The organism is Rhizobium indicum (genome assembly GCF_005862305.2).
Lineage (GTDB): Bacteria > Pseudomonadota > Alphaproteobacteria > Rhizobiales > Rhizobiaceae > Rhizobium > Rhizobium indicum.
The window spans coordinates 881,479-901,264 of the sequence record NZ_CP054021.1 but is presented as its reverse complement, the minus strand read 5'-3'; the positions used below and the strand labels follow the sequence as shown (position 1 = coordinate 901,264).

Annotated in this window: 20 protein-coding genes and 3 tRNA genes; 20 read left to right on the top strand and 3 right to left on the bottom strand. The window is 60.9% G+C overall.

Annotation, left to right across the window (positions count from 1 at the left end):
- The first annotated feature begins 2 nt into the window (after positions 1–2).
- Entirely contained in the window at positions 3–551 is a 549-nt protein-coding gene (locus FFM53_RS04465; RefSeq protein WP_033180678.1) for a glutathione peroxidase, read from the top strand.
- A gap of 111 nt (positions 552–662) precedes the next feature.
- On the opposite strand, the gene FFM53_RS04460 is transcribed toward FFM53_RS04465, so the two are convergent.
- The 3 genes from FFM53_RS04460 to FFM53_RS04450 form a co-directional block, all read right to left on the bottom strand.
- Positions 663–875, bottom strand: a complete 213-nt coding sequence (locus FFM53_RS04460) for a hypothetical protein (RefSeq protein ID WP_138387554.1) — start codon at positions 873–875, stop codon at positions 663–665.
- A 415-nt stretch (positions 876–1,290) separates the two neighbouring features.
- The gene (locus FFM53_RS04455) at positions 1,291–1,689 is read right to left on the bottom strand and encodes a hypothetical protein (protein ID WP_138328254.1); all 399 of its coding nucleotides are present in this window, start codon (positions 1,687–1,689) and stop codon (positions 1,291–1,293) included.
- Positions 1,690–1,790: 101 nt separating this feature from the next.
- Positions 1,791–1,866: transfer RNA gene (locus FFM53_RS04450), tRNA-Val, on the bottom strand.
- Between the two features lie 404 nt (positions 1,867–2,270).
- Here FFM53_RS04450 and FFM53_RS04445 point away from each other — a divergent pair.
- The 19 genes from FFM53_RS04445 to FFM53_RS04355 all read left to right on the top strand — a co-directional run bounded on the left by FFM53_RS04445 (position 2,271) and on the right by FFM53_RS04355 (position 19,769).
- Positions 2,271–2,347: transfer RNA gene (locus FFM53_RS04445), tRNA-Asp, on the top strand.
- An 84-nt stretch (positions 2,348–2,431) separates the two neighbouring features.
- Positions 2,432–2,508, top strand: a tRNA-Asp gene (locus FFM53_RS04440).
- Positions 2,509–2,754: 246 nt separating this feature from the next.
- Positions 2,755–3,120, top strand: a complete 366-nt coding sequence (locus tag FFM53_RS04435) for an NADH-quinone oxidoreductase subunit A (protein ID WP_010055493.1) — start codon at positions 2,755–2,757, stop codon at positions 3,118–3,120.
- Positions 3,111–3,695, top strand: coding sequence for a NuoB/complex I 20 kDa subunit family protein (locus tag FFM53_RS04430; RefSeq protein ID WP_003547368.1), 585 nt, complete (start codon positions 3,111–3,113; stop codon positions 3,693–3,695). Before FFM53_RS04435 ends, FFM53_RS04430 begins: the two co-directional genes overlap by 10 nt.
- Positions 3,696–3,713: 18 nt before the next feature.
- Entirely contained in the window at positions 3,714–4,316 is a 603-nt protein-coding gene (locus FFM53_RS04425; RefSeq protein ID WP_003558447.1) for an NADH-quinone oxidoreductase subunit C, read from the top strand.
- Positions 4,317–4,381: 65 nt separating this feature from the next.
- Entirely contained in the window at positions 4,382–5,572 is a 1,191-nt protein-coding gene (locus tag FFM53_RS04420) for an NADH-quinone oxidoreductase subunit D (protein WP_012756960.1), read from the top strand.
- Positions 5,572–5,844: a hypothetical protein gene (locus FFM53_RS04415; protein ID WP_012756961.1), complete on the top strand. Its 273-nt coding sequence runs from the start codon at positions 5,572–5,574 to the stop codon at positions 5,842–5,844. Before FFM53_RS04420 ends, FFM53_RS04415 begins: the two co-directional genes overlap by 1 nt.
- 16 nt (positions 5,845–5,860) lie before the next feature.
- Entirely contained in the window at positions 5,861–7,027 is a 1,167-nt protein-coding gene (locus FFM53_RS04410; RefSeq protein WP_138328253.1) for an NADH-quinone oxidoreductase subunit E, read from the top strand.
- A gap of 10 nt (positions 7,028–7,037) precedes the next feature.
- Positions 7,038–8,342, top strand: coding sequence for an NADH-quinone oxidoreductase subunit NuoF (gene nuoF, locus FFM53_RS04405; RefSeq protein ID WP_138328252.1), 1,305 nt, complete (start codon positions 7,038–7,040; stop codon positions 8,340–8,342).
- 2 nt (positions 8,343–8,344) lie between these two features.
- Entirely contained in the window at positions 8,345–9,043 is a 699-nt protein-coding gene (locus FFM53_RS04400) for an NADH-quinone oxidoreductase subunit E (RefSeq protein ID WP_138387553.1), read from the top strand.
- Positions 9,044–9,261: 218 nt separating this feature from the next.
- On the top strand, positions 9,262–11,343 hold the full coding sequence (gene nuoG, locus FFM53_RS04395) for an NADH-quinone oxidoreductase subunit NuoG (protein WP_138387552.1): 2,082 nt from the start codon (positions 9,262–9,264) through the stop codon (positions 11,341–11,343).
- 12 nt (positions 11,344–11,355) lie between these two features.
- The gene (nuoH, locus tag FFM53_RS04390; RefSeq protein WP_003547383.1) at positions 11,356–12,399 is read left to right on the top strand and encodes an NADH-quinone oxidoreductase subunit NuoH; all 1,044 of its coding nucleotides are present in this window, start codon (positions 11,356–11,358) and stop codon (positions 12,397–12,399) included.
- A 40-nt stretch (positions 12,400–12,439) separates the two neighbouring features.
- The gene (gene nuoI, locus FFM53_RS04385) at positions 12,440–12,931 is read left to right on the top strand and encodes an NADH-quinone oxidoreductase subunit NuoI (protein WP_003547385.1); all 492 of its coding nucleotides are present in this window, start codon (positions 12,440–12,442) and stop codon (positions 12,929–12,931) included.
- 144 nt (positions 12,932–13,075) lie between these two features.
- Positions 13,076–13,690, top strand: coding sequence for an NADH-quinone oxidoreductase subunit J (locus tag FFM53_RS04380; RefSeq protein ID WP_003547387.1), 615 nt, complete (start codon positions 13,076–13,078; stop codon positions 13,688–13,690).
- A 23-nt stretch (positions 13,691–13,713) separates the two neighbouring features.
- Entirely contained in the window at positions 13,714–14,022 is a 309-nt protein-coding gene (nuoK, locus tag FFM53_RS04375; RefSeq protein ID WP_003547388.1) for an NADH-quinone oxidoreductase subunit NuoK, read from the top strand.
- 7 nt (positions 14,023–14,029) lie between these two features.
- On the top strand, positions 14,030–16,030 hold the full coding sequence (gene nuoL / locus FFM53_RS04370) for an NADH-quinone oxidoreductase subunit L (RefSeq protein ID WP_138387551.1): 2,001 nt from the start codon (positions 14,030–14,032) through the stop codon (positions 16,028–16,030).
- The gene (locus FFM53_RS04365) at positions 16,030–17,541 is read left to right on the top strand and encodes an NADH-quinone oxidoreductase subunit M (protein WP_130694340.1); all 1,512 of its coding nucleotides are present in this window, start codon (positions 16,030–16,032) and stop codon (positions 17,539–17,541) included. Before nuoL ends, FFM53_RS04365 begins: the two co-directional genes overlap by 1 nt.
- A gap of 18 nt (positions 17,542–17,559) precedes the next feature.
- The gene (nuoN, locus tag FFM53_RS04360) at positions 17,560–19,005 is read left to right on the top strand and encodes an NADH-quinone oxidoreductase subunit NuoN (RefSeq protein WP_138387550.1); all 1,446 of its coding nucleotides are present in this window, start codon (positions 17,560–17,562) and stop codon (positions 19,003–19,005) included.
- The gene (locus tag FFM53_RS04355) at positions 19,005–19,769 is read left to right on the top strand and encodes a biotin--[acetyl-CoA-carboxylase] ligase (protein WP_138387549.1); all 765 of its coding nucleotides are present in this window, start codon (positions 19,005–19,007) and stop codon (positions 19,767–19,769) included. Before nuoN ends, FFM53_RS04355 begins: the two co-directional genes overlap by 1 nt.
- Positions 19,770–19,786 lie beyond the last annotated feature (17 nt).

Below are 19,786 nucleotides of genomic sequence, written 5' to 3'. Positions count from 1 at the left end.
CCGTGACGGGCAATGTGCTGGATATCCCGGTCAAGACTGTGGATGGTCGTGAGACCACGCTCAACGAATACAAGGGCAGGGTGCTCCTGGTCGTCAATGTCGCCTCGAAATGTGGGCTCACCGTCCAATATGGGGGGCTGGAAAAGCTCTACGGGGAAAAGCGCGAGCGCGGCTTCGTCATCGCCGCCTTTCCCGCCAACGACTTCAAGGGCCAGGAGCCCGGCACCGACGCCGAAATCCTCGATTTCTGCACCAGCACCTACGACGTCACCTTCCCGATCTTCTCGAAGATCTCGGTCAAGGGCGAGGCCCAACACCCGCTTTACCGGCAACTGACCAAGTCGGGTGTCGCGACGACGGGTGACGGCCCGATGCGCGAACGCCTGAAATCCCATGGCATGACAGGCGGCGATGAGGACGATATCCTCTGGAACTTCGAAAAATTCCTGATCGGCCGCGACGGCAAAGTCGCCGCCCGATTCGCGCCCGATGTGACGGCGGACGATTCGCGGCTGGTTTCCGCTGTGGATAAAGAACTGGCGAAGGGATGAAGGGTGGGCGATGAGCACCCACCAGACAGCGGGATGCTCATTACCCCGATCACGCTCTCACATCTCAGTCGGAGAAAATGAGAAAGCGCATCCGGCGCCGTTCAAAGTTCCTCAGATCCCAAGCACGGTCACAAGCGGGGGCGTAAAGTCCTTGAAGCCCACTCTCGGCCAGTCGCACCTCTTGTCGAATTTCGTCTTTGGTTCGTGGCGCTGGCATTGCGGATTCGTCTTGAATGCATATCCGGGCAGGGCGATGTATGTGGCACTTGGCGTGCCAAGGGCAATCGCGATGCACAGCATCAATGCGGAGCGCAGGGTCCTCATGGGACACCTCCAGGCGTGATGAACCTTCAAGCGCGGAGACTTTCCGCGCGACGAATATTCCCACTTTTTCCGGCCCCTATCCATTCGCCCAATAGGAGGTGGCGCGGCGATTGGGAGTAGTCCGTTTTATGGAGCGCTGGCTTTCGGACGGCGCGCAGCTGAAGCCGCCGGGCGCAACGCCTTGCTGCGCCGGAACGTTTCGCCGAATGCCACCTGGAGAACGCAGACCTGCCCACAACTCGGATCGTGGTGTGCCGCCGCGCGGGGCATCGGCCAGCCGGTTCACCGGATACGAAGAGTCGTAACGAACCGATAGGCAGCGGTGAGTTTACGGCGTGGATGTAATCACCATGAAATGGCAGACGATGGGCGTCCTCCAAAACGGCAAGGCGTGACCATTACCCCCATCACACAGTCACATTTGAGTGAGAGAAAATGAGAAGGCGCATCGGGCGCCGCTCATAAATGAAACGCGGTTTTGGAAAAAAGAAAACGTATATTCATCGCCACTTTGACCGCTGTCTCTGAAAGATGCGGGGAATCGGCTGATTGTGCTTAAGACGCCGCGCTGGCTGGTTTTCATGATTTCCAGGCTGCAGGCTGAATTGTCGGCATCGACCGAAAAGACAATCGGCCGATCTGCCTGCATTCTCAGGAGATATGTTCTGGCTTGACGCGCCGGGGTTTCTCCCGAGGTTGTAATAGCCTGATCCCCGGTAGACAGGAACACCTCTTGCGCCGGCTCTCTGGCAATGCACGGCGGCGCAGCCACGCTGGCGAGAAGCAGCGCAGAGATGATGGCAACGGTTTTCATGAGGTGTCTCCTGACAAAACACCTTGCGCAGATCGTGACCGGATTAGCGAGCTAATTCGGGAGCCTAACTCTGATGAACAAGTTGCGGGAAAGTTTGGTAATGGTGGGCGATGACGGACTCGAACCGCCGACATCCTCGGTGTAAACGAGGCGCTCTACCAACTGAGCTAATCGCCCATCGCAAACGAAGCCGGATCGGCCTGCCGCGTTGGTGGCCGTGATCTATGCGGATCGCGGCAAAACCGCAAGAGTGTTTGTGAAGATTTTTTGATTTTTTTGGTGGTGGTCCCGTGTCTTGCGATGCCGCTTAGCTTCGGCTCGGCTGTGGAAAAGTGAGGGGAGGGTGGCGAGCATCTCCGTTTCGAAGGCGCTGCGTCTGCGCCTGAGCATCGCTGCGGAATACGGAAGTGCCGGCTTTTGTTCGTCCGGGGCCCAAGTCGCCGAAACAATTCACGAACTGTCATGGTTTTGTCTCCAAACCTGCTTGACACTAAAAGGCGAACCCCGTAGTTAGCCGCTCATCGAAACGGGCAGCCGTTTTGGAGAGGGTGCGAAGGCATCCGGACTGCTTGAAATGAATTGCGGGTGTAGCTCAGTTGGTTAGAGTGCCGGCCTGTCACGCCGGAGGTCGCGGGTTCGAGCCCCGTCACTCGCGCCATTTCAAGTCTTGTAAAACGCAAATGCGATTTGTCGTTTGTCCGGTTCTCTTTATCCTCGCGGCCGCAAAATGGCCGATCAATGCGCGGGTGTAGCTCAGTCGGTTAGAGTGCCGGCCTGTCACGCCGGAGGTCGCGGGTTCGAGCCCCGTCACTCGCGCCATTTCTTCCGAAAGCCATGCAGTTTCCGATGGTCTGGCATGCAGGTTCAAACGGCTTGCACGGATTTGTCGCGACATCGTTGCATCTGCTTGATAATGTCCGCGCGACACGCGTCGAATTGCCTCTGTAAAAGTCTTGCGCCGGGGCTTCGGCTGCGCTAACCACGGCTTGTTGCAACGCACGTTCGCTTGCCGGGCATTTGCCCAAATGCGCCCCCTGGCGTCTCCGGCAAGCAGGGATGAACATGATGACTGAACTGCTCAGTTCTTATATTCCGATCGCTATCTTCATTGCTATTGCGCTCGTTATCGGCCTGGCGCTGCTCATTGCGCCGTTCGCCGTGGCTTTCAAAGCGCCTGATTCGGAAAAGCTCTCGGCTTACGAATGCGGCTTCAACGCTTTCGACGACGCCCGCATGAAGTTCGACATCCGCTTCTATCTCGTGTCGATTCTCTTCATCATCTTCGACCTCGAGGTCGCCTTCCTCTTTCCCTGGGCCGTGTCTTTCGGCGCCATCGGCTGGTTCGGCTTCTGGTCCATGATGGTCTTCCTTCTCGTGCTGACCATCGGCTTTATCTACGAATGGAAGAAGGGAGCCCTGGAATGGGAGTAGCCCCTGTGAGCAATCAGCCGCTCGTCGCCCAGCAGCCGAAGGGGATCATCGATCCCTCGACCGGCAAGCCGATCGGCAGCAACGACCCATTTTTCGGTGAGATCAACAACGAGCTTGCTGATAAGGGTTTCCTCGTTACCTCGACCGACGAGTTGATCAACTGGGCCCGCACCGGCTCGCTGATGTGGATGACCTTCGGTCTTGCCTGCTGCGCCGTCGAAATGATGCAGTTGTCGATGCCGCGTTACGACGTCGAGCGCTTCGGTTTTGCGCCGCGCGCTTCGCCGCGCCAGTCCGACGTGATGATCGTCGCCGGCACTCTGACCAACAAGATGGCGCCCGCTCTGCGCAAGGTCTACGACCAGATGCCCGAGCCGCGTTATGTCATCTCGATGGGCTCCTGCGCCAATGGCGGCGGCTATTATCACTATTCCTATTCGGTGGTGCGCGGTTGCGACCGCATCGTGCCGATCGACATCTACGTGCCGGGCTGTCCCCCCACGGCCGAAGCGCTGCTTTATGGCGTGCTTCTGCTGCAGAAGAAGATCCGGCGTACCGGCACGATCGAACGCTAAGGGTTAAGGACAAGGCATATGAGTGAAGCCCTGACTGAGCTTGCGTCCTACCTTGGCGAAGCGCGCGGCAACTTGATCGCCGCATCGCAGATGAAGTATGGCGAGCTGACGCTGACGACGACGGGTGAAAACCTGGTTGCGCTTCTGACCTTCCTGCGCGACGACGCCAAATGCGGCTTCGTCAACCTGATCGATATTTGCGGGGTCGACTGGCCGCAGCGCGAGCTGCGTTTCGACGTCGTCTACCACCTGCTGTCGCCGAAGAAGAACCTGCGCATCCGCGTCAAGGTCGCGACCGACGAGGATACGCCGGTTCCGTCGGCCTGCCCCGTCTATCCGGGTGCCGACTGGTTCGAGCGTGAGACCTGGGACATGTATGGCGTGCTCTTCACCGGCCATCCGGACCTGCGCCGTATCCTGACCGACTACGGCTTCGAAGGTCATCCGCTACGCAAGGATTTCCCGACCACCGGCTTCGTCGAGGTTCGCTACGACGACGCGGCAAAGCGCGTCGTCTACGAGCCGGTCGAGCTGAAGCAGGAATTCCGCAACTTCGATTTTATGTCGCCCTGGGAAGGCACGGAGTATGTGCTGCCCGGCGACGAAAAAGCGAAGCAATAAATTCAAGGCGGCTGGTGGGCTTAGCCCGCCATTCACTGGTTATCTGAGAACGCGAGCCCATCGCCATGACAGAACATAACGTCCGCAACTTCAATATCAATTTCGGACCGCAGCATCCGGCGGCGCACGGCGTTCTTCGTCTTGTCCTGGAGCTTGACGGCGAAATTGTGGAGCGTGTCGATCCGCATATCGGCCTTTTGCATCGCGGCACCGAGAAGCTGATCGAGACCAAGACCTATCTTCAGGCCGTGCCCTATTTCGATCGCCTCGACTACGTCGCGCCGATGAACCAGGAACATGCCTATGCGATGGCCGTCGAAAAGCTGCTCGGCATCGAGATCCCGATTCGCGGTCAGCTGATCCGCGTTCTCTATTCTGAAATCGGCCGCATCCTGTCGCACCTTCTGAACGTCACGACGCAGGCCATGGACGTCGGCGCGCTGACGCCGCCGCTCTGGGGCTTCGAAGAGCGTGAAAAGCTGATGGTGTTCTACGAGCGCGCCAGCGGCTCACGCATGCATGCCGCTTATATCCGTCCGGGCGGCGTCCACCAGGATCTGCCCGAACAGCTCGTGCAGGATATCGGCGCCTGGTGCGACCCGTTCCTGAAGGCGCTCGATGACATCGACAACCTGTTGACCGGCAACCGCATCTTCAAGCAGCGCAACGTCGATATCGGCGTCGTCTCGCTGGAGGAATGCTGGGCCTGGGGCTTCTCCGGCGTCATGGTGCGCGGTTCGGGTGCGGCCTGGGATCTGCGTCGCGCCCAGCCCTATGAATGTTATTCCGATCTCGAATTCGACATCCCGATCGGCAAGAATGGCGACAACTACGACCGCTATCTGATCCGTATGATCGAGATGCGCGAATCGGTCCGCATCATGAAGCAATGCGTCAACCGCCTGCTCTCGGATGCCAGGACCGGTCCTTTCTCGTCGATCGACGGCAAGGTCGTGCCGCCGAAGCGCGGCGAGATGAAGCGCTCGATGGAAGCGCTGATCCACCACTTCAAGCTCTATACCGAAGGCTACCATGTGCCGGCCGGCGAGGTTTACGCCGCTGTCGAGGCGCCGAAGGGCGAATTCGGCGTCTATCTCGTCTCCGACGGCACCAACAAGCCCTATCGCTGCAAGATCCGCGCCCCCGGTTATGCCCATCTGCAGGCGATGGACTTCATGTGCCGCGGCCACCAGCTTGCCGACGTCGCGGCCGTCCTCGGCTCGCTCGACATCGTCTTCGGCGAGGTGGATCGCTGATGCAGCTTCTGCCGCTGGCCGTCGTTATTCTTCTTTCGGCATCCGGGGTTTCGGCTCAGGAGTCCGATAGCCTCGGCACGCCGCTCGGCCATAAGGAAGAGACGCCGCCGGCGCAGCAATCGTCCATGGGTGAGCTTTTGTCCAAGGGCTATCAGATCAAGGCTGCCATTCCGAACGGCAGCAAATTCGTAGTGTTTATGCAAAAAGACCAGTCGGCCTATGCCTGCGAAATGCAGTCTTTGACCGCTTCGCGGTGTGGAACCCTAAACTGACAAGGCGTGAGAAAGAATGTCCGTTCGTCGATTAGCCGAAGATCAATTTCAGCCTGCCGCATTCGCCTTCAGCGATGAGAATGCGGTCTGGGCGGACAAGACGATCCAGAAATACCCCGCCGGCCGCCAGCAATCGGCGGTCATTCCGCTGTTGATGCGGGCGCAGGAGCAGGACGGCTGGGTCACGCGCGCGGCGATCGAAAAGATCGCCGACATGCTGGATATGGCCTATATCCGCGTGCTCGAGGTCGCGACCTTCTATACGCAGTTTCAGCTGCATCCTGTCGGCACCCGCGCCCATGTGCAGGTCTGCGGCACGACGCCTTGCATGCTGCGCGGCTCGGAAGCGCTGATGTCGGTCTGCAAGAGCAAGATCCATGCCCATGCCTTCGAGCGCAATGCCGAAGGCACTCTGTCCTGGGAAGAGGTCGAATGTCTCGGGGCCTGCGTCAACGCCCCGATGGTGATGATCGGCAAGGACACCTATGAAGACCTGACGCCCGCGCGTCTCGAAGAGATCATCGACGTCTTTGCCGCCGGCAATGGCGCCAGCATCAAGCCCGGCACCCAGATCGACCGGGTGTTTTCGGCGCCCGAAGGCGGCCTGACCTCGCTGACGACGGAAGAGCCGAAGGCAAGGACCCGCGCCAAGAAGGCCGATGCCGAAACCGTATCGGCTCCAGTCGACGCCGCCCCGGTTCCGCCCTCCGAGGCCGCCCGCCCGAAGAGCACCGATGCCGAGACCAATGCTGCCCTGAAGACGCCGGCGACGGCGCCGAAGGCGGCTGCGAAAAACGCAAAGGCAGCCGAGCAGCAGCCGATATCAGGCACTGCGGCTGCCGAACCGGCGCCGAAAGCGGCCGTCAAGGCTGAAGCCGCCCCGGCGGCAAAGCCTGCTCTGACCGACAAGAATCGGCCGGCCGGCATCGAAAAGCCTGCCGCACCTGATGATCTGAAGATGATCTCGGGTGTCGGCCCGAAGATCGAGGCGACGTTGAACGAAATCGGCATCTTCACCTTCGCGCAGGTCGCAGGCTGGAAGAAGGCCGAACGCGATTGGGTCGATGGCTATTTGAATTTCCGCGGCCGCATCGAGCGCGATGACTGGGTCAAGCAGGCCAAGGCGCTCGCCAAGGGCGGGGAAGCGGAATATATCAAGGTCTTCGGCAAGAAGCCGCGGTAAGAGGTGAAGCATGTTACAAGATAAAGACCGCATCTTTACCAACATCTACGGCCTCAAGGACAAATCCCTGAAGGGCGCGATGAGCCGCGGCCACTGGGACGGCACCAAGCAGATCCTCGAAAAGGGCCGCGACTGGATCATCAATGAGATGAAGGCGTCTGGCCTTCGCGGTCGCGGCGGCGCCGGTTTCCCGACCGGCCTCAAATGGTCCTTCATGCCGAAGGAAAGCGACGGGCGGCCGCATTACCTCGTCGTCAACGCCGACGAATCGGAACCCGGCACCTGCAAAGACCGCGACATCATGCGCCACGATCCGCATACGCTGATCGAAGGCTGTGTCATCGCGAGCTTCGCGATGGGCGCCAATGCGGCCTACATCTATGTGCGCGGCGAATATATCCGCGAGCGCGAAGCGCTGCAGGCGGCGATCGACGAATGCTATGATTTTGGCCTGCTCGGCAAGAACAACAAGCTCGGCTGGGACATGGACATCTTCGTCCATCACGGCGCCGGTGCCTATATCTGCGGCGAGGAAACTGCCCTGCTCGAAAGCCTCGAAGGCAAGAAGGGCCAGCCGCGCCTGAAGCCGCCGTTCCCGGCCAATATGGGCCTTTACGGCTGCCCGACGACGGTCAACAACGTCGAATCGATCGCTGTCGCGCCGACGATCCTGCGCCGCGGCGCCGGCTGGTTCTCGGCCATCGGCCGTCCGAACAATGTGGGCACCAAGCTGTTCATGCTCTCCGGCCACGTCAACAAGCCGTGCACGGTCGAAGAGGAAATGGGCATCACCTTCCGCGAACTGGTCGACCGCCATGCCGGCGGCATCCGCGGTGGCTGGGACAACCTGCTTGCCGTCATTCCAGGCGGAGCATCTTGCCCGATCGTTCCGGCCAAGGACATCATCGATTGCCCGATGGATTTCGACGGCCTGCGCGGCGTCGGCTCTTCCTTCGGTACGGCCGCCGCGATCGTCATGGACAAGTCCACCGACGTCATCAAGGCGATTGCCCGCATCTCCGCCTTCTTCAAGCATGAGAGCTGCGGCCAGTGCACGCCCTGCCGCGAAGGCACGGGCTGGATGTGGCGCGTCATGGAACGCATGGCCAAGGGCAATGCCCAGAAGCGCGAAATCGACATGCTGTTCCAGGTAACGAAGCAGATCGAAGGCCATACCATCTGTGCGCTCGGCGACGCCGCCGCGTGGCCGGTGCAGGGTCTGATCCGTAACTTCCGTCCCGAGATCGAAAAGCGCATCGACCAGTATACCGCGAGCGCGCTTGATCACGGTGCGGTTCTGGAGGCGGCTGAATAATCATGGCGGACAACGCATCCAAGAGTGGGAAGAAGGAAGAAGTCGCCGATTTCGCGGCCGGTTTCGGCCGTCTAGCCGCCGAGATGCTGGAAAATGCACGGGCGATGCCGGTGCATCCGCTGATGGCGCAGCCCGCGGCAGCCTTTGCCGCCGCAACGGCGATCGGCTTTGGTTTCTCGACCCAGATGGCCGGCGCTTTCTTCGGTGCCTGGCAGAGCGCCCTGGAAACCACCGGCAAGGTCGCGGCCGCCCTCGATGACACGCCTCCGGACGAACTGAAGCCCGATGTCGATATCCGGCCGGAGAATATTCGCTCGGAGGTCAAGGCTTTCACCAAGCCGCCGGCCGAGAAGAAGGCAAAGCCGACACTGACTGTCGTCAAGCCGGTCAGCGAGCCGCCGCCGGCCGGCCAAGCCAAGCCAGCCAGCCAAGCGAAGGCCAGCCAGCCAAAGCCGGCCGTGAAGGCAAAACCGGTTGCGCGGGGGAAGACCGACGACCTCAAGCTGATCGCCGGCATCGGCCCGAAGCTGGAGCAGGTGCTGAACGCCAAGGGCATTCGCAGCTTCGCCGACATCGCTGCCTGGACCGACGAGGAAATCGCCCGGTTCGACGCTGAACTCGGCTTCAATGGCCGCATCGGCCGTGACGACTGGACCGGTCAGGCAAACGTTCTGGCAGGGCGGGGCCGCAGAAAGAAATGAACTGTCCGGCCGTGTCGATCGGCCGGAAAGATGGGCAGGTCGGCGGACGGGCGGGGGCCTGAAGATGCCGGTGCGGGTTCCGGGTCTGGAACGCGCGATAGAGAATTTGGGCGACATCAGATGTCGGCAGGACGAAAGATCCGGCTTGGCAATGAGAGTGCTGCAAAAATAGGTTTGTTTGCCGTCATCAGGCAAACGGGAAACAGGACTGAGCGACGATGGCAAAACTGAGGATTGACGGCAACGAGATCGAAGTTCCGGATCATTTCACGCTATTGCAGGCGTGCGAGGATGCCGGTGCCGAGGTTCCGCGCTTCTGCTTCCATGAGCGCCTGTCGGTTGCCGGCAATTGCCGCATGTGCCTTGTCGAGGTGAAGGGCGGCCCGCCGAAGCCACAGGCTTCCTGCGCCATGAGCGTGCGCGATATCCGCGGCGGCCCGAACGGCGAACTGCCCGAGGTCTTCACCAACACCCCGATGGTCAAGAAGGCCCGCGAAGGTGTGATGGAATTCTTGCTGATCAACCATCCGCTCGATTGCCCGATCTGCGACCAGGGCGGCGAATGCGACCTGCAGGACCAGGCGATGGCCTTCGGCATCGACACCTCGCGCTATCAGGAAGACAAGCGCGCCGTCGAGGACAAGTATATCGGCCCGCTCGTCAAGACGGTGATGAACCGCTGCATCCACTGCACGCGCTGCGTCCGCTTCACGACCGAGGTCGCCGGCATTTCCGAACTCGGCCTGATTGGCCGTGGTGAGGATGCCGAGATCACCACCTATCTCGAACAGGCGATGACCTCCGAGCTGCAGGGCAACGTCGTCGACCTTTGCCCGGTCGGCGCGCTGACCTCGAAGCCTTTCGCCTTCACCGCGCGCCCCTGGGAGCTGAACAAGACCGAATCGATCGACGTCATGGATGCCGTCGGTTCGGCGATCCGCGTCGATACCCGCGGCCGCGAAGTCATGCGCATCCTGCCGCGTGTCAACGAGGCGATCAATGAAGAGTGGATCTCCGACAAGAGCCGCTTCATCTGGGACGGCCTTAAGACCCAGCGCCTCGACCGGCCCTACGTCCGCCGCGACGGCCGCCTGCAGCCGGCCACCTGGGCCGAAGCCTTCGGCGCCATCAAGGCCGCCGTCGGCGCCACCTCGGGCGACAAGATCGGCGCGATCGCTGGCGACCTCGCTTCCGTCGAGGAAATGTATGCGCTCTCCGAACTGGTGAAGTCGCTGGGGTCGGTCAATCTCGACTGTCGCCAGGATGGGGCGGCACTCGATCCGTCGCTCGGCCGTGCAAGCTACCTGTTCAATCCGACCATATCGGGCATCGACCAGGCCGACGCGCTGTTGATCATCGGCGCCAATCCGCGCTTCGAGGCAGCCATCCTCAACGCCCGCATACGCAAGCGCTGGCGCCGCGGCAAGTTCCCGATCGGCGTGATCGGCGAGCCGGGCGAGCTGCGCTACAGCTATGATTACCTCGGCGGCGGTCCCGACACGCTGAAGGATCTGGTCGACGGCACCCACGCCTTCGCCGACGTGCTGAAGAATGCCGCCAAGCCGATGATCATCATCGGCCAGGGCGCGCTGTCGCGCACCGACGGCGCCGGCGTTCTCGCCAGCGCTGCCAAGCTTGCCGGCTCGGTCGGCGCGGTCGCTGAAGGCTGGAACGGCTTTGCCGTCCTCCATACCGCTGCCTCGCGTGTCGGCGGACTCGACCTCGGTTTCGTGCCGGGCGCCAAGGGCGTCAATGCCGCCGAGATGCTGACGGCGATGGACGTGCTCTTCCTGCTCGGCGCAGACGAACTCGACTTCACCGCCAAGAAGGCCAAGCTCACGGTCTATGTCGGCTCGCATGGCGATAACGGCGCGCACCATGCCGACGTCATCCTGCCGGCGGCAGCCTATACCGAAAAGTCCGGCACCTGGGTCAACACCGAAGGCCGCGTCCAGATGGGCAACCGCGCAGGCTTTGCGCCGGGTGATGCCCGCGAGGACTGGGCGATCATCCGTGCCCTTTCCGACGTGCTTGGCAAGAAGCTTCCCTTCGATTCGCTCAGCGAATTGCGTGTCCGGCTCTATGCCGCTTTCCCGCATTTCGCTGCCATCGACGAGATCGCTGAAACCGATAGCGCCCAAATTGCCGCAGTTGCGAAAAAAGCCGGCAAGATGAACAAATCCGGGTTTGCGTCGCCGGTGAAAGACTTCTATTTGACGAACCCGATAGCGCGTGCCTCGGCTGTCATGGCGGAGTGCTCGGCATTGGCCCGCAACAACTTCAAAGTCGCGGCAGAGTAAGGGCAGGGGACTATGGATTCTTTCTTTTCGACCTATGTCTGGCCGGCGATCATCATGATCGGTCAGTCGCTGCTGCTTCTCGTCTGCCTGCTCGTTTTCATCGCCTACGTGCTGCTCGCCGACCGCAAGATCTGGGCGGCCGTGCAGCTGCGCCGCGGCCCGAACGTCGTCGGTCCCTTCGGCCTGTTCCAGTCCTTCGCCGACCTTCTGAAGTTCGTCTTCAAGGAGCCGATCATTCCGGCCGGCGCCAACAAGGCGGTGTTCCTGCTTGCCCCGCTGGTGACGGTGCTTCTGGCGCTGTCGACCTGGGCGGTGGTACCGCTGGCCGACGGATGGGTGATCGCCAACATCAATGTCGGCATCCTCTATATTTTCGCCATCTCCTCGCTCGAGGTTTACGGCATCATCATGGGCGGCTGGGCTTCGAACTCGAAGTATCCGTTCCTCGGCGCGCTGCGCTCGGCGGCGCAGATGGTGTCCTATGAAGTCTCGATCGGCTTCGTCATCGTCACCGTGCTTCTCTGTGTGGGTTCGCTGAACCTGACCGATATCGTCAATGCGCAGCATACCGGCCTCGGCACCATGCTCGGCCTGCCGGCGTCGTTCCTCGACTGGCACTGGCTGTCGCTGTTCCCGATGTTCATCATCTTCTTCATTTCGGCGCTCGCCGAAACGAACCGCCCGCCCTTCGACCTTCCGGAAGCCGAATCGGAACTCGTCGCCGGCTTCATGGTCGAATACGGCTCCTCGCCATACATGATGTTCATGCTCGGCGAATATGCGGCCGTCTGCCTGATGTGCGCGCTGACGACGATCCTCTTCCTCGGCGGCTGGCTGCCCCCGGTCGATATCTGGATCCTCAACTGGGTCCCAGGCATCATCTGGTTCACGCTGAAGGCCTGCTTCGTGTTCTTCATGTTCGCGATGGTAAAAGCCTTCGTTCCGCGCTACCGCTACGACCAGCTCATGCGCCTCGGCTGGAAGGTCTTCCTGCCGCTGTCGCTCGCCATGGTCGTCATCGTTGCATTCGTGCTGAAACTGATGGGTTGGGCATGATGGTGCCCGCTCTCGTTTTCGGCAAAATTGGAGGTTGAAGATGGCAAGCTTGTCCGGCTCCATCAGCTCGCTGTTTCTCAAGGAGTTCGTCGGCGCGTTCTTTCTATCGATGCGCTATTTCTTCCGCCAGAAGGCGACGATCAACTATCCATTCGAAAAGGGTCCGGTCTCCCCGCGTTTCCGCGGCGAGCATGCGTTGCGCCGTTATCCGAACGGCGAGGAACGTTGCATCGCCTGCAAGCTCTGCGAGGCGATCTGTCCTGCCCAGGCGATCACCATCGAGGCCGGTCCGCGCCGCAATGACGGCACGCGCCGTACGGTGCGCTACGACATCGACATGGTGAAGTGCATCTATTGCGGCTTCTGCCAGGAAGCCTGCCCGGTCGACGCGATCGTCGAAGGCCCGAATTTCGAATTTGCGACGGAAACCCGCGAAGAGCTCTACTTCGACAAGGCACGGCTTCTGGATAACGGAGACCGGTGGGAGCGCGAAATCGCCCGCAACATCGCGATCGACTCGCCGTACCGCTGATTGAGATTTTGAAATGCCGCGGTGGAGCGCAGTTGCTCCTGTCGCGGTCAATATGCACAGGAGCTTTTCCGGTTAACGCCAGGGAGAGCTCCATCGGGCAGGGAAACTCCCGGCTGCCCGGGGGAAGATGAAAAAGGCACCAACATGGGTCTGCAGGCTCTATTTTTCTATCTTTTCGCCTTTGTCGCGGTGGCGTCGGCGTTCATGGTCATCTGGGCGAAGAACCCGGTTCACTCGGTTCTCTTCTTGATCCTGGTGTTCTTCAATGCGGCCGGCCTCTTCCTGCTGCTCGGTGCCGAATTCCTGGCGATGATCCTGCTTGTCGTCTATGTCGGCGCCGTCGCCGTGCTCTTCCTCTTCGTGGTGATGATGCTCGATATCGATTTCACCGAACTGAGGGCCGGCGTTCTCGAATATGCCCCGATCGGCGGGCTGATCGGGGTGATCCTCGCAGCCGAACTGATCGTCGTCATCGGCGGCAGCGTCATCTCGCCTGAGATCGCCAAATCAGTCGCCATGCCGATCCCGGCGCTGAGCGAGCGCACCAATACGGCCGCCCTCGGCGACGTGCTCTACACCAACTACGTCTATTTCTTCCAGATCGCCGGTCTGGTGCTTCTGGTCGCCATGATCGGCGCGATCGTGCTGACGTTGAGACACCGCACCAACATCAAGCGGCAGAATATTCCCAGGCAGGTTGCCCGCACGCCCGCCACCGCCGTCGAGGTGGTTTCGGTCAAGCCCGGGCAGGGCGTCTAAAGGCAGGTCAAGGAACAAAGAACATGGTCATCGGACTTTCCCACTACCTGACGGTCAGCGCCATCCTCTTCACGCTTGGCGTCTTCGGCATCTTCCTGAACCGGAAGAACGTCATCGTCATCCTGATGTCGATCGAACTGATCCTGCTCGCCGTCAACATCAACATGGTCGCCTTCTCCTCCTTCCTGAACGACATCGTCGGCCAGGTCTTCGCGCTGTTCATCCTGACGGTCGCGGCTGCCGAAGCGGCGATCGGTCTTGCAATTCTCGTTGTCTTCTACCGCAACCGCGGCTCGATCGCGGTCGAAGACGTCAATATGATGAAGGGCTGAGTGGCTCATGTTCCTCTATAAGGCTATCGTCTTTCTTCCCTTGATCGGTGCGATCGTCGCCGGCCTTTTCGGCCGCGCCATCGGCGCTAAGGCTTCGGAATATGTCACCAGCGGCCTGATGATCATCGCCGCCATCCTGTCCTGGGTCGTCTTCTTCACCGTCGGCATGGGCCATGCCGAAGGCGGTCCGATCAAGGTCGAGGTGCTGCGCTGGATCCAGTCCGGCGGCATCGACGTCTCCTGGTCGCTGCGCGTGGATACGCTGACGTCAGTCATGCTGATCGTCGTCAACACGGTCTCGACGCTGGTGCATGTCTATTCGATCGGCTACATGCATACCGATCCGCATCGCCCGCGCTTCTTCGCCTATCTCTCGCTCTTCACCTTCGCCATGCTGATGCTGGTGACCGCTGACAACCTTGCCCAGATGTTCTTCGGCTGGGAAGGCGTCGGTCTCGCCTCCTATCTGCTGATCGGCTTCTGGTTCAAGAAGCCGTCGGCGACCGCTGCGGCGATGAAGGCCTTCATCGTCAACCGCGTCGGCGACTTCGGTTTCGTGCTCGGCATTGCCGGCGTCTTCGTGCTGTTCGGTTCGATCAACCTCGACACGATCTTCGCCAATGCCTCGAACTTCGCTCCGCATGAAGGCGGCGGCGAAGCGGGCGAGGTGTTCCTCAATCTCTTCGGCATGCAGCTCGACAAGGCGCATGCGCTGACCGGCATCTGCCTGCTGCTCTTCATGGGCGCGATGGGCAAGTCGGCGCAGTTCCTGCTGCACACCTGGCTGCCTGACGCCATGGAAGGCCCGACCCCGGTCTCGGCCCTGATCCATGCCGCCACCATGGTCACCGCCGGCGTCTTCCTCGTCGCCCGCATGTCGCCGCTCTTCGAACTGTCGCCGGATGCGCTGGTTGTCGTCACCGTGATCGGCGCCATCACCGCCTTCTTCGCGGCAACCGTCGGCCTCGTGCAGAACGACATCAAGCGCGTCATCGCCTATTCCACCTGCTCGCAGCTCGGCTACATGTTCGTGGCGCTCGGGGTAGGGGCCTATGGCGCGGCGATCTTCCATCTCTTCACCCATGCCTTCTTCAAGGCGCTGCTCTTCCTTTGCGCCGGCTCGGTCATCCATGCCGTCGATGGCGAGCAGGACATGCGCTACATGGGCGGCCTGCGGCCGCATATTAAGTGGACGTTCCGTATGATGATTGTCGGTACGCTGGCAATCACCGGCGTCGGCATTCCTTTCACACCGGTCGGTCTTGCCGGCTTCTACTCCAAGGACGTGATCATCGAGGCGACCTATGCTTCGCATTCGGCGGTCTCCGGCTTTGCCTTCACGCTGCTGGTCATTGCGGCTCTGTTCACCAGCTTCTATTCCTGGCGCTTGATCTTCATGACCTTCTATGGAAAGCCGCGCGCCTCGCACGAGGTGATGCACCACGTCCACGAGTCGCCGCAGGTCATGCTGGTACCGCTCTATCTCCTCGCAATTGGAGCAGTTTTCGCCGGGTACTTCTTCGAAGGCAGGTTCTACGGCGAGGAATATGCCGAGTTCTGGAAGGGTGCGCTCTTTACCGGCGCTGAGAACGAACTGGTTAAAGAGTTCCACCATGTGCCGGCGCTCGTGGCCTTGAGCCCCTTCATCGCCATGGTGCTCGGTTTCGTCACCGCCTGGTACATGTATATCCGCTCGCCGCAGACGCCGCGCATCCTCGCGCAGCAGCATCGCGTGCTCTACCAGTTCCTGTTGAACAAGTGGTATTTCGACGAGCTCTATGACTTCCTCTTCGTCCGCTCCGCCAAGGCGCTCGGGCGCTTCCTGTGGAAGAAGGGTGATGTCGGCGTCATCGACACCTACGGCCCGAACGGTGTCGCTGCCCGCGTCGTCGCAGTCACCGATCGGGTGGTGCGCCTGCAGACCGGTTACCTCTATCACTACGCCTTCGCCATGCTGATCGGCGTTGCGGCGCTCGTTACCTGGATGATGCTCGGGAGTTCCTTCTGATGACCGATTGGCCTATTCTTTCAACGGTCACCTTTCTGCCGCTCGTCGGCGTGGTGCTCCTGCTATTGATGAACGGCGAGAGCGAAACCGGCCGGAAGAACGTGCTGTGGATCTCGCTGATCACCACCGTCTTCACCTTCGTCGTCTCGCTCTTCATCTGGATCGGCTTCGACAATGCCAATCCCGGCTTCCAGATGGTCGAGAAGCATAACTGGCTCGGCACCGGCATCGGCTACCACGTCGGCATCGACGGCATCTCGATGCTGTTCGTCATCCTGTCGACTTTCCTTATGCCCTTCTGCGTGCTGGCGAGCTGGCTCTCGATCGAGAAGCGCCTGAAGGAATACATGATCGCCTTCCTCATCCTCGAAACGATGATGATCGGCGTCTTCGTCTCGCTCGATATCGTGCTCTTCTACGTCTTCTTCGAGGCGGGCCTTATTCCGATGTTCCTGATCATCGGCGTCTGGGGCGGCAAGGACCGCGTCTATGCGAGCTACAAGTTCTTCCTCTATACGCTACTCGGCTCGGTGCTGATGTTGCTCGCCATCATGGCGATGTACTGGCAGGCCGGCACGACCGACATCACCGCGCTGCTCGCCTACAAGTTCCCGCCGGCGCTGCAGACCTGGTTATGGCTTGCCTTCTTCGCCTCCTTTGCGGTGAAGATGCCGATGTGGCCGGTCCATACCTGGCTTCCCGATGCCCACGTTCAGGCGCCGACGGCTGGCTCGGTGATCCTGGCCGGCGTACTGCTGAAGCTCGGCGGCTACGGTCTCATCCGCTTCTCGCTCGGCATGTTCCCGGTCGCGTCCGATTATTTCGCGCCGCTCGTCTTTGCCATGTCCGTCATCGCCATCATCTACACTTCTCTGGTGGCGATGATGCAGGACGATATCAAGAAGCTGATCGCCTATTCCTCCGTGGCCCACATGGGCTACGTGACCATGGGCATCTTTGCCGCCAATATGCAGGGCGTCCAAGGCTCGATCTTCCAGATGCTCTCGCACGGCATCGTCTCCGGCGCGCTCTTCCTCTGCGTCGGCGTCGTCTACGACCGCACCCACACCCGCGAGATCAACGCCTATGGCGGCCTCGTCAACAACATGCCGAAATATGCCGTGGCGATGATGGTCTTCACTATGGCCAATGTCGGGCTTCCCGGCACGTCCGGCTTCGTCGGCGAATTCCTGACGCTGATCGGTGTCTTCCGGGTCAACACCTGGGTGGCGCTCTTTGCCGCCACCGGCGTCATCCTCTCGGCCGCCTACGCGCTCTGGCTTTATCGCCGGGTGATCTTCGGTGCGCTGGAGAAGGAGAAGCTGAAGGCGCTGCTCGATCTTTCGCCGCGCGAACAGCTGATCCTCTACCCGCTAGTCGCGCTGACCATCTTCTTCGGCGTTTATCCGGCTCCGGTCTTCGATGCGACGGCCGCCTCGGTGGATCTGCTGGTCAACAACTACACGGCCGCCGTGCACGCAGCGCAGAATGTTGCGCTGTCTATGAAATGATGACGGGACTTATTGGACATGACCGCTGAAACAATTCTCCTCAGTCTGCATCTTTCCGCGCCGGAGCTCATCCTCGCGGTCGGCGCCCTTGTCCTGTTGATGGTCGGCGTCTTCTCAGGCGAGCGGTCGGGCCTTGTCGTCACCGGCTTGGCCATCGTCCTGCTCCTGGCCTCCGGCCTGTGGCTGCTCTTCGTGCCCGCAGAAGGCCTTGCCTATGGCGGCGTCTACATGGCCGACGGCTTCTCGCGCTTCATGAAGCTGGTGGCGCTCATTGGTTCGCTGGTCGCCATGTTCATGTCGATTGGCCACGCCCGCGAAAATCAGCTCGACAAGTTCGAGTTCCCGGTTCTCCTGGTACTTGCGACCCTCGGCATCCTGCTGATGATTTCGGCCAATGACCTGATCTCGCTCTATCTGGCGCTGGAACTGCAGTCGCTGGCGCTCTATGTCGTCGCCGCGATCAACCGCGACAGCCTGAAGTCGACCGAAGCCGGCCTGAAATATTTCGTCCTCGGCGCGCTTTCCTCCGGCATGCTGCTCTACGGCATGTCGCTGGTCTACGGCTTCACCGGCCACACCCACTTCTCCGAAATCGCCCAGGCGCTGTCCGTTGAGGGTGCGCGTTCGCTCGGCTTGATCTTCGGCCTGGTCTTCATCCTCGCCGGCATCGCCTTCAAGATCTCCGCTGTTCCCTTCCATATGTGGACGCCGGATGTTTACGAGGGCGCGCCGACGCCGGTGACCGCCTTCCTTGCCGCAGCACCCAAGGTTGCTGCCATGGCGATGATGACCCGCATCGTCATTACCGCCTTCCAGCCGGTTCTGGCGGACTGGCAGCAGGTCGTCGTCTTCATCTCGATCGCCTCGATGCTGCTCGGTTCGTTTGCCGCGATCGGCCAGAAGAACATCAAGCGACTGATGGCCTATTCCTCTATCGGCCACATGGGTTATGCGCTGGTCGGCCTTGCCGCCGGCAACCAGACCGGCGTCACCGGCGTCATGCTTTATATGGTCATCTACATGGTCATGACGCTCGGCACCTTTGCGATCATCATGTCGATGCGCCGCAAGGACGGCACCGTCGTCGAGAATGTCGACGATCTCGCCGGCCTCTCCACAACCAACCCGTTCATGGCCGTGGTGCTGACGGCGCTGATGTTCTCGCTCGCCGGCATCCCGCCGCTCGCCGGCTTCTTCGCGAAGTACTTCGTCTTCGTTGCCGCCATCGAGGCCAAGCTCTATGCGCTCGCCATCATCGGCGTTCTCGCCTCGGTCGTCGGCGCTTACTATTATCTGCGTGTCATCAAGCTGATGTGGTTCGATGAGGCGACCGGCGAATTCGCCCGTGTCTCCGGTTCTCTGCGTCTGGTCTTCGGTCTCTCCGGTCTCTTCGTCACCGCCTATGTCCTCATCGGCGGCCCGATCGGCGGTGCGGCAGAGCTAGCTGCTGCGACGCTCTTTTGATGGCTTCCGACGGACGGCGCCGGATATCGCTCGGCGATTTCAGGCACGAGGCTCTGTCGGAAACATCGTCCACCAACAGCGAATGCCTCGCCCGGGCTCGGGCGGGCGATGGCGGTAATCTCTGGGTGACCGCCGAGAGGCAGACGGGCGGTCGCGGCCGCCGCGGCAGGCTCTGGGTTTCCGAGCGCGGCAATCTCTACGCTTCCCTTCTCCTGATCGACCCGGCGCCGATGGAGCGGCTGGGCTCGCTGCCGCTGGCAATCGCCGTTGCCGTGCACCAGGCGATCCGCAGGATGTTGCCACTGGGCGCCGAACCGCTCGAGGTCAAATGGCCGAACGATATCCTCATCGGCCGAAAGAAGACCTGCGGCATTCTCGTCGAAGGCGAGGGGCTGCCGGACGGCCGTTACGCGCTGATCGTCGGCATCGGCATCAATATCTCGATAATGCCCGACAATCCGCTCTACCCCGTTACCTGCCTGCGTCAGCAGGGAAGTGCGGCGTCGCCGGAGGAACTTTTCGCGCATCTCTTCGCCGCCACGGCGGAAGTGCTTGAAATATGGGACCAGGGCCGTGGCGTCGGCGAGATCACGACGCTCTGGCGCGCCATCGCCTGCGGCATCGGCGAAAAGATTACGGTCAATTTGCCGGACCGATCGATTTCCGGACAATTCGCCGGAATTGATGATAATGGCTTGTTGATGCTCGATACCGGCGCTGGCAGGATAATGCCCATTGCTGCCGGTGATGTGTTTTTTGGATAGCGGAAAAAACGAAAATT

What these genes read in the sequence shown, in the direction of transcription:
- FFM53_RS04460 (WP_138387554.1), bottom strand. Translation starts at nt 875, where the DNA reads ATGAGGACCCTGCGCTCCGCATTGATGCTGTGCATCGCGATTGCCCTT.
- FFM53_RS04455 (WP_138328254.1), bottom strand. Translation starts at nt 1,689, where the DNA reads ATGAAAACCGTTGCCATCATCTCTGCGCTGCTTCTCGCCAGCGTGGCT.
- FFM53_RS04435 (WP_010055493.1), top strand. Translation starts at nt 2,755, where the DNA reads ATGACTGAACTGCTCAGTTCTTATATTCCGATCGCTATCTTCATTGCT.
- FFM53_RS04430 (WP_003547368.1), top strand. Translation starts at nt 3,111, where the DNA reads ATGGGAGTAGCCCCTGTGAGCAATCAGCCGCTCGTCGCCCAGCAGCCG.
- FFM53_RS04425 (WP_003558447.1), top strand. Translation starts at nt 3,714, where the DNA reads ATGAGTGAAGCCCTGACTGAGCTTGCGTCCTACCTTGGCGAAGCGCGC.
- FFM53_RS04420 (WP_012756960.1), top strand. Translation starts at nt 4,382, where the DNA reads ATGACAGAACATAACGTCCGCAACTTCAATATCAATTTCGGACCGCAG.
- FFM53_RS04415 (WP_012756961.1), top strand. Translation starts at nt 5,572, where the DNA reads ATGCAGCTTCTGCCGCTGGCCGTCGTTATTCTTCTTTCGGCATCCGGG.
- FFM53_RS04410 (WP_138328253.1), top strand. Translation starts at nt 5,861, where the DNA reads ATGTCCGTTCGTCGATTAGCCGAAGATCAATTTCAGCCTGCCGCATTC.
- nuoF (WP_138328252.1), top strand. Translation starts at nt 7,038, where the DNA reads ATGTTACAAGATAAAGACCGCATCTTTACCAACATCTACGGCCTCAAG.
- FFM53_RS04400 (WP_138387553.1), top strand. Translation starts at nt 8,345, where the DNA reads ATGGCGGACAACGCATCCAAGAGTGGGAAGAAGGAAGAAGTCGCCGAT.
- nuoG (WP_138387552.1), top strand. Translation starts at nt 9,262, where the DNA reads ATGGCAAAACTGAGGATTGACGGCAACGAGATCGAAGTTCCGGATCAT.
- nuoH (WP_003547383.1), top strand. Translation starts at nt 11,356, where the DNA reads ATGGATTCTTTCTTTTCGACCTATGTCTGGCCGGCGATCATCATGATC.
- nuoI (WP_003547385.1), top strand. Translation starts at nt 12,440, where the DNA reads ATGGCAAGCTTGTCCGGCTCCATCAGCTCGCTGTTTCTCAAGGAGTTC.
- FFM53_RS04380 (WP_003547387.1), top strand. Translation starts at nt 13,076, where the DNA reads ATGGGTCTGCAGGCTCTATTTTTCTATCTTTTCGCCTTTGTCGCGGTG.
- nuoK (WP_003547388.1), top strand. Translation starts at nt 13,714, where the DNA reads ATGGTCATCGGACTTTCCCACTACCTGACGGTCAGCGCCATCCTCTTC.
- nuoL (WP_138387551.1), top strand. Translation starts at nt 14,030, where the DNA reads ATGTTCCTCTATAAGGCTATCGTCTTTCTTCCCTTGATCGGTGCGATC.
- FFM53_RS04365 (WP_130694340.1), top strand. Translation starts at nt 16,030, where the DNA reads ATGACCGATTGGCCTATTCTTTCAACGGTCACCTTTCTGCCGCTCGTC.
- nuoN (WP_138387550.1), top strand. Translation starts at nt 17,560, where the DNA reads ATGACCGCTGAAACAATTCTCCTCAGTCTGCATCTTTCCGCGCCGGAG.
- FFM53_RS04355 (WP_138387549.1), top strand. Translation starts at nt 19,005, where the DNA reads ATGGCTTCCGACGGACGGCGCCGGATATCGCTCGGCGATTTCAGGCAC.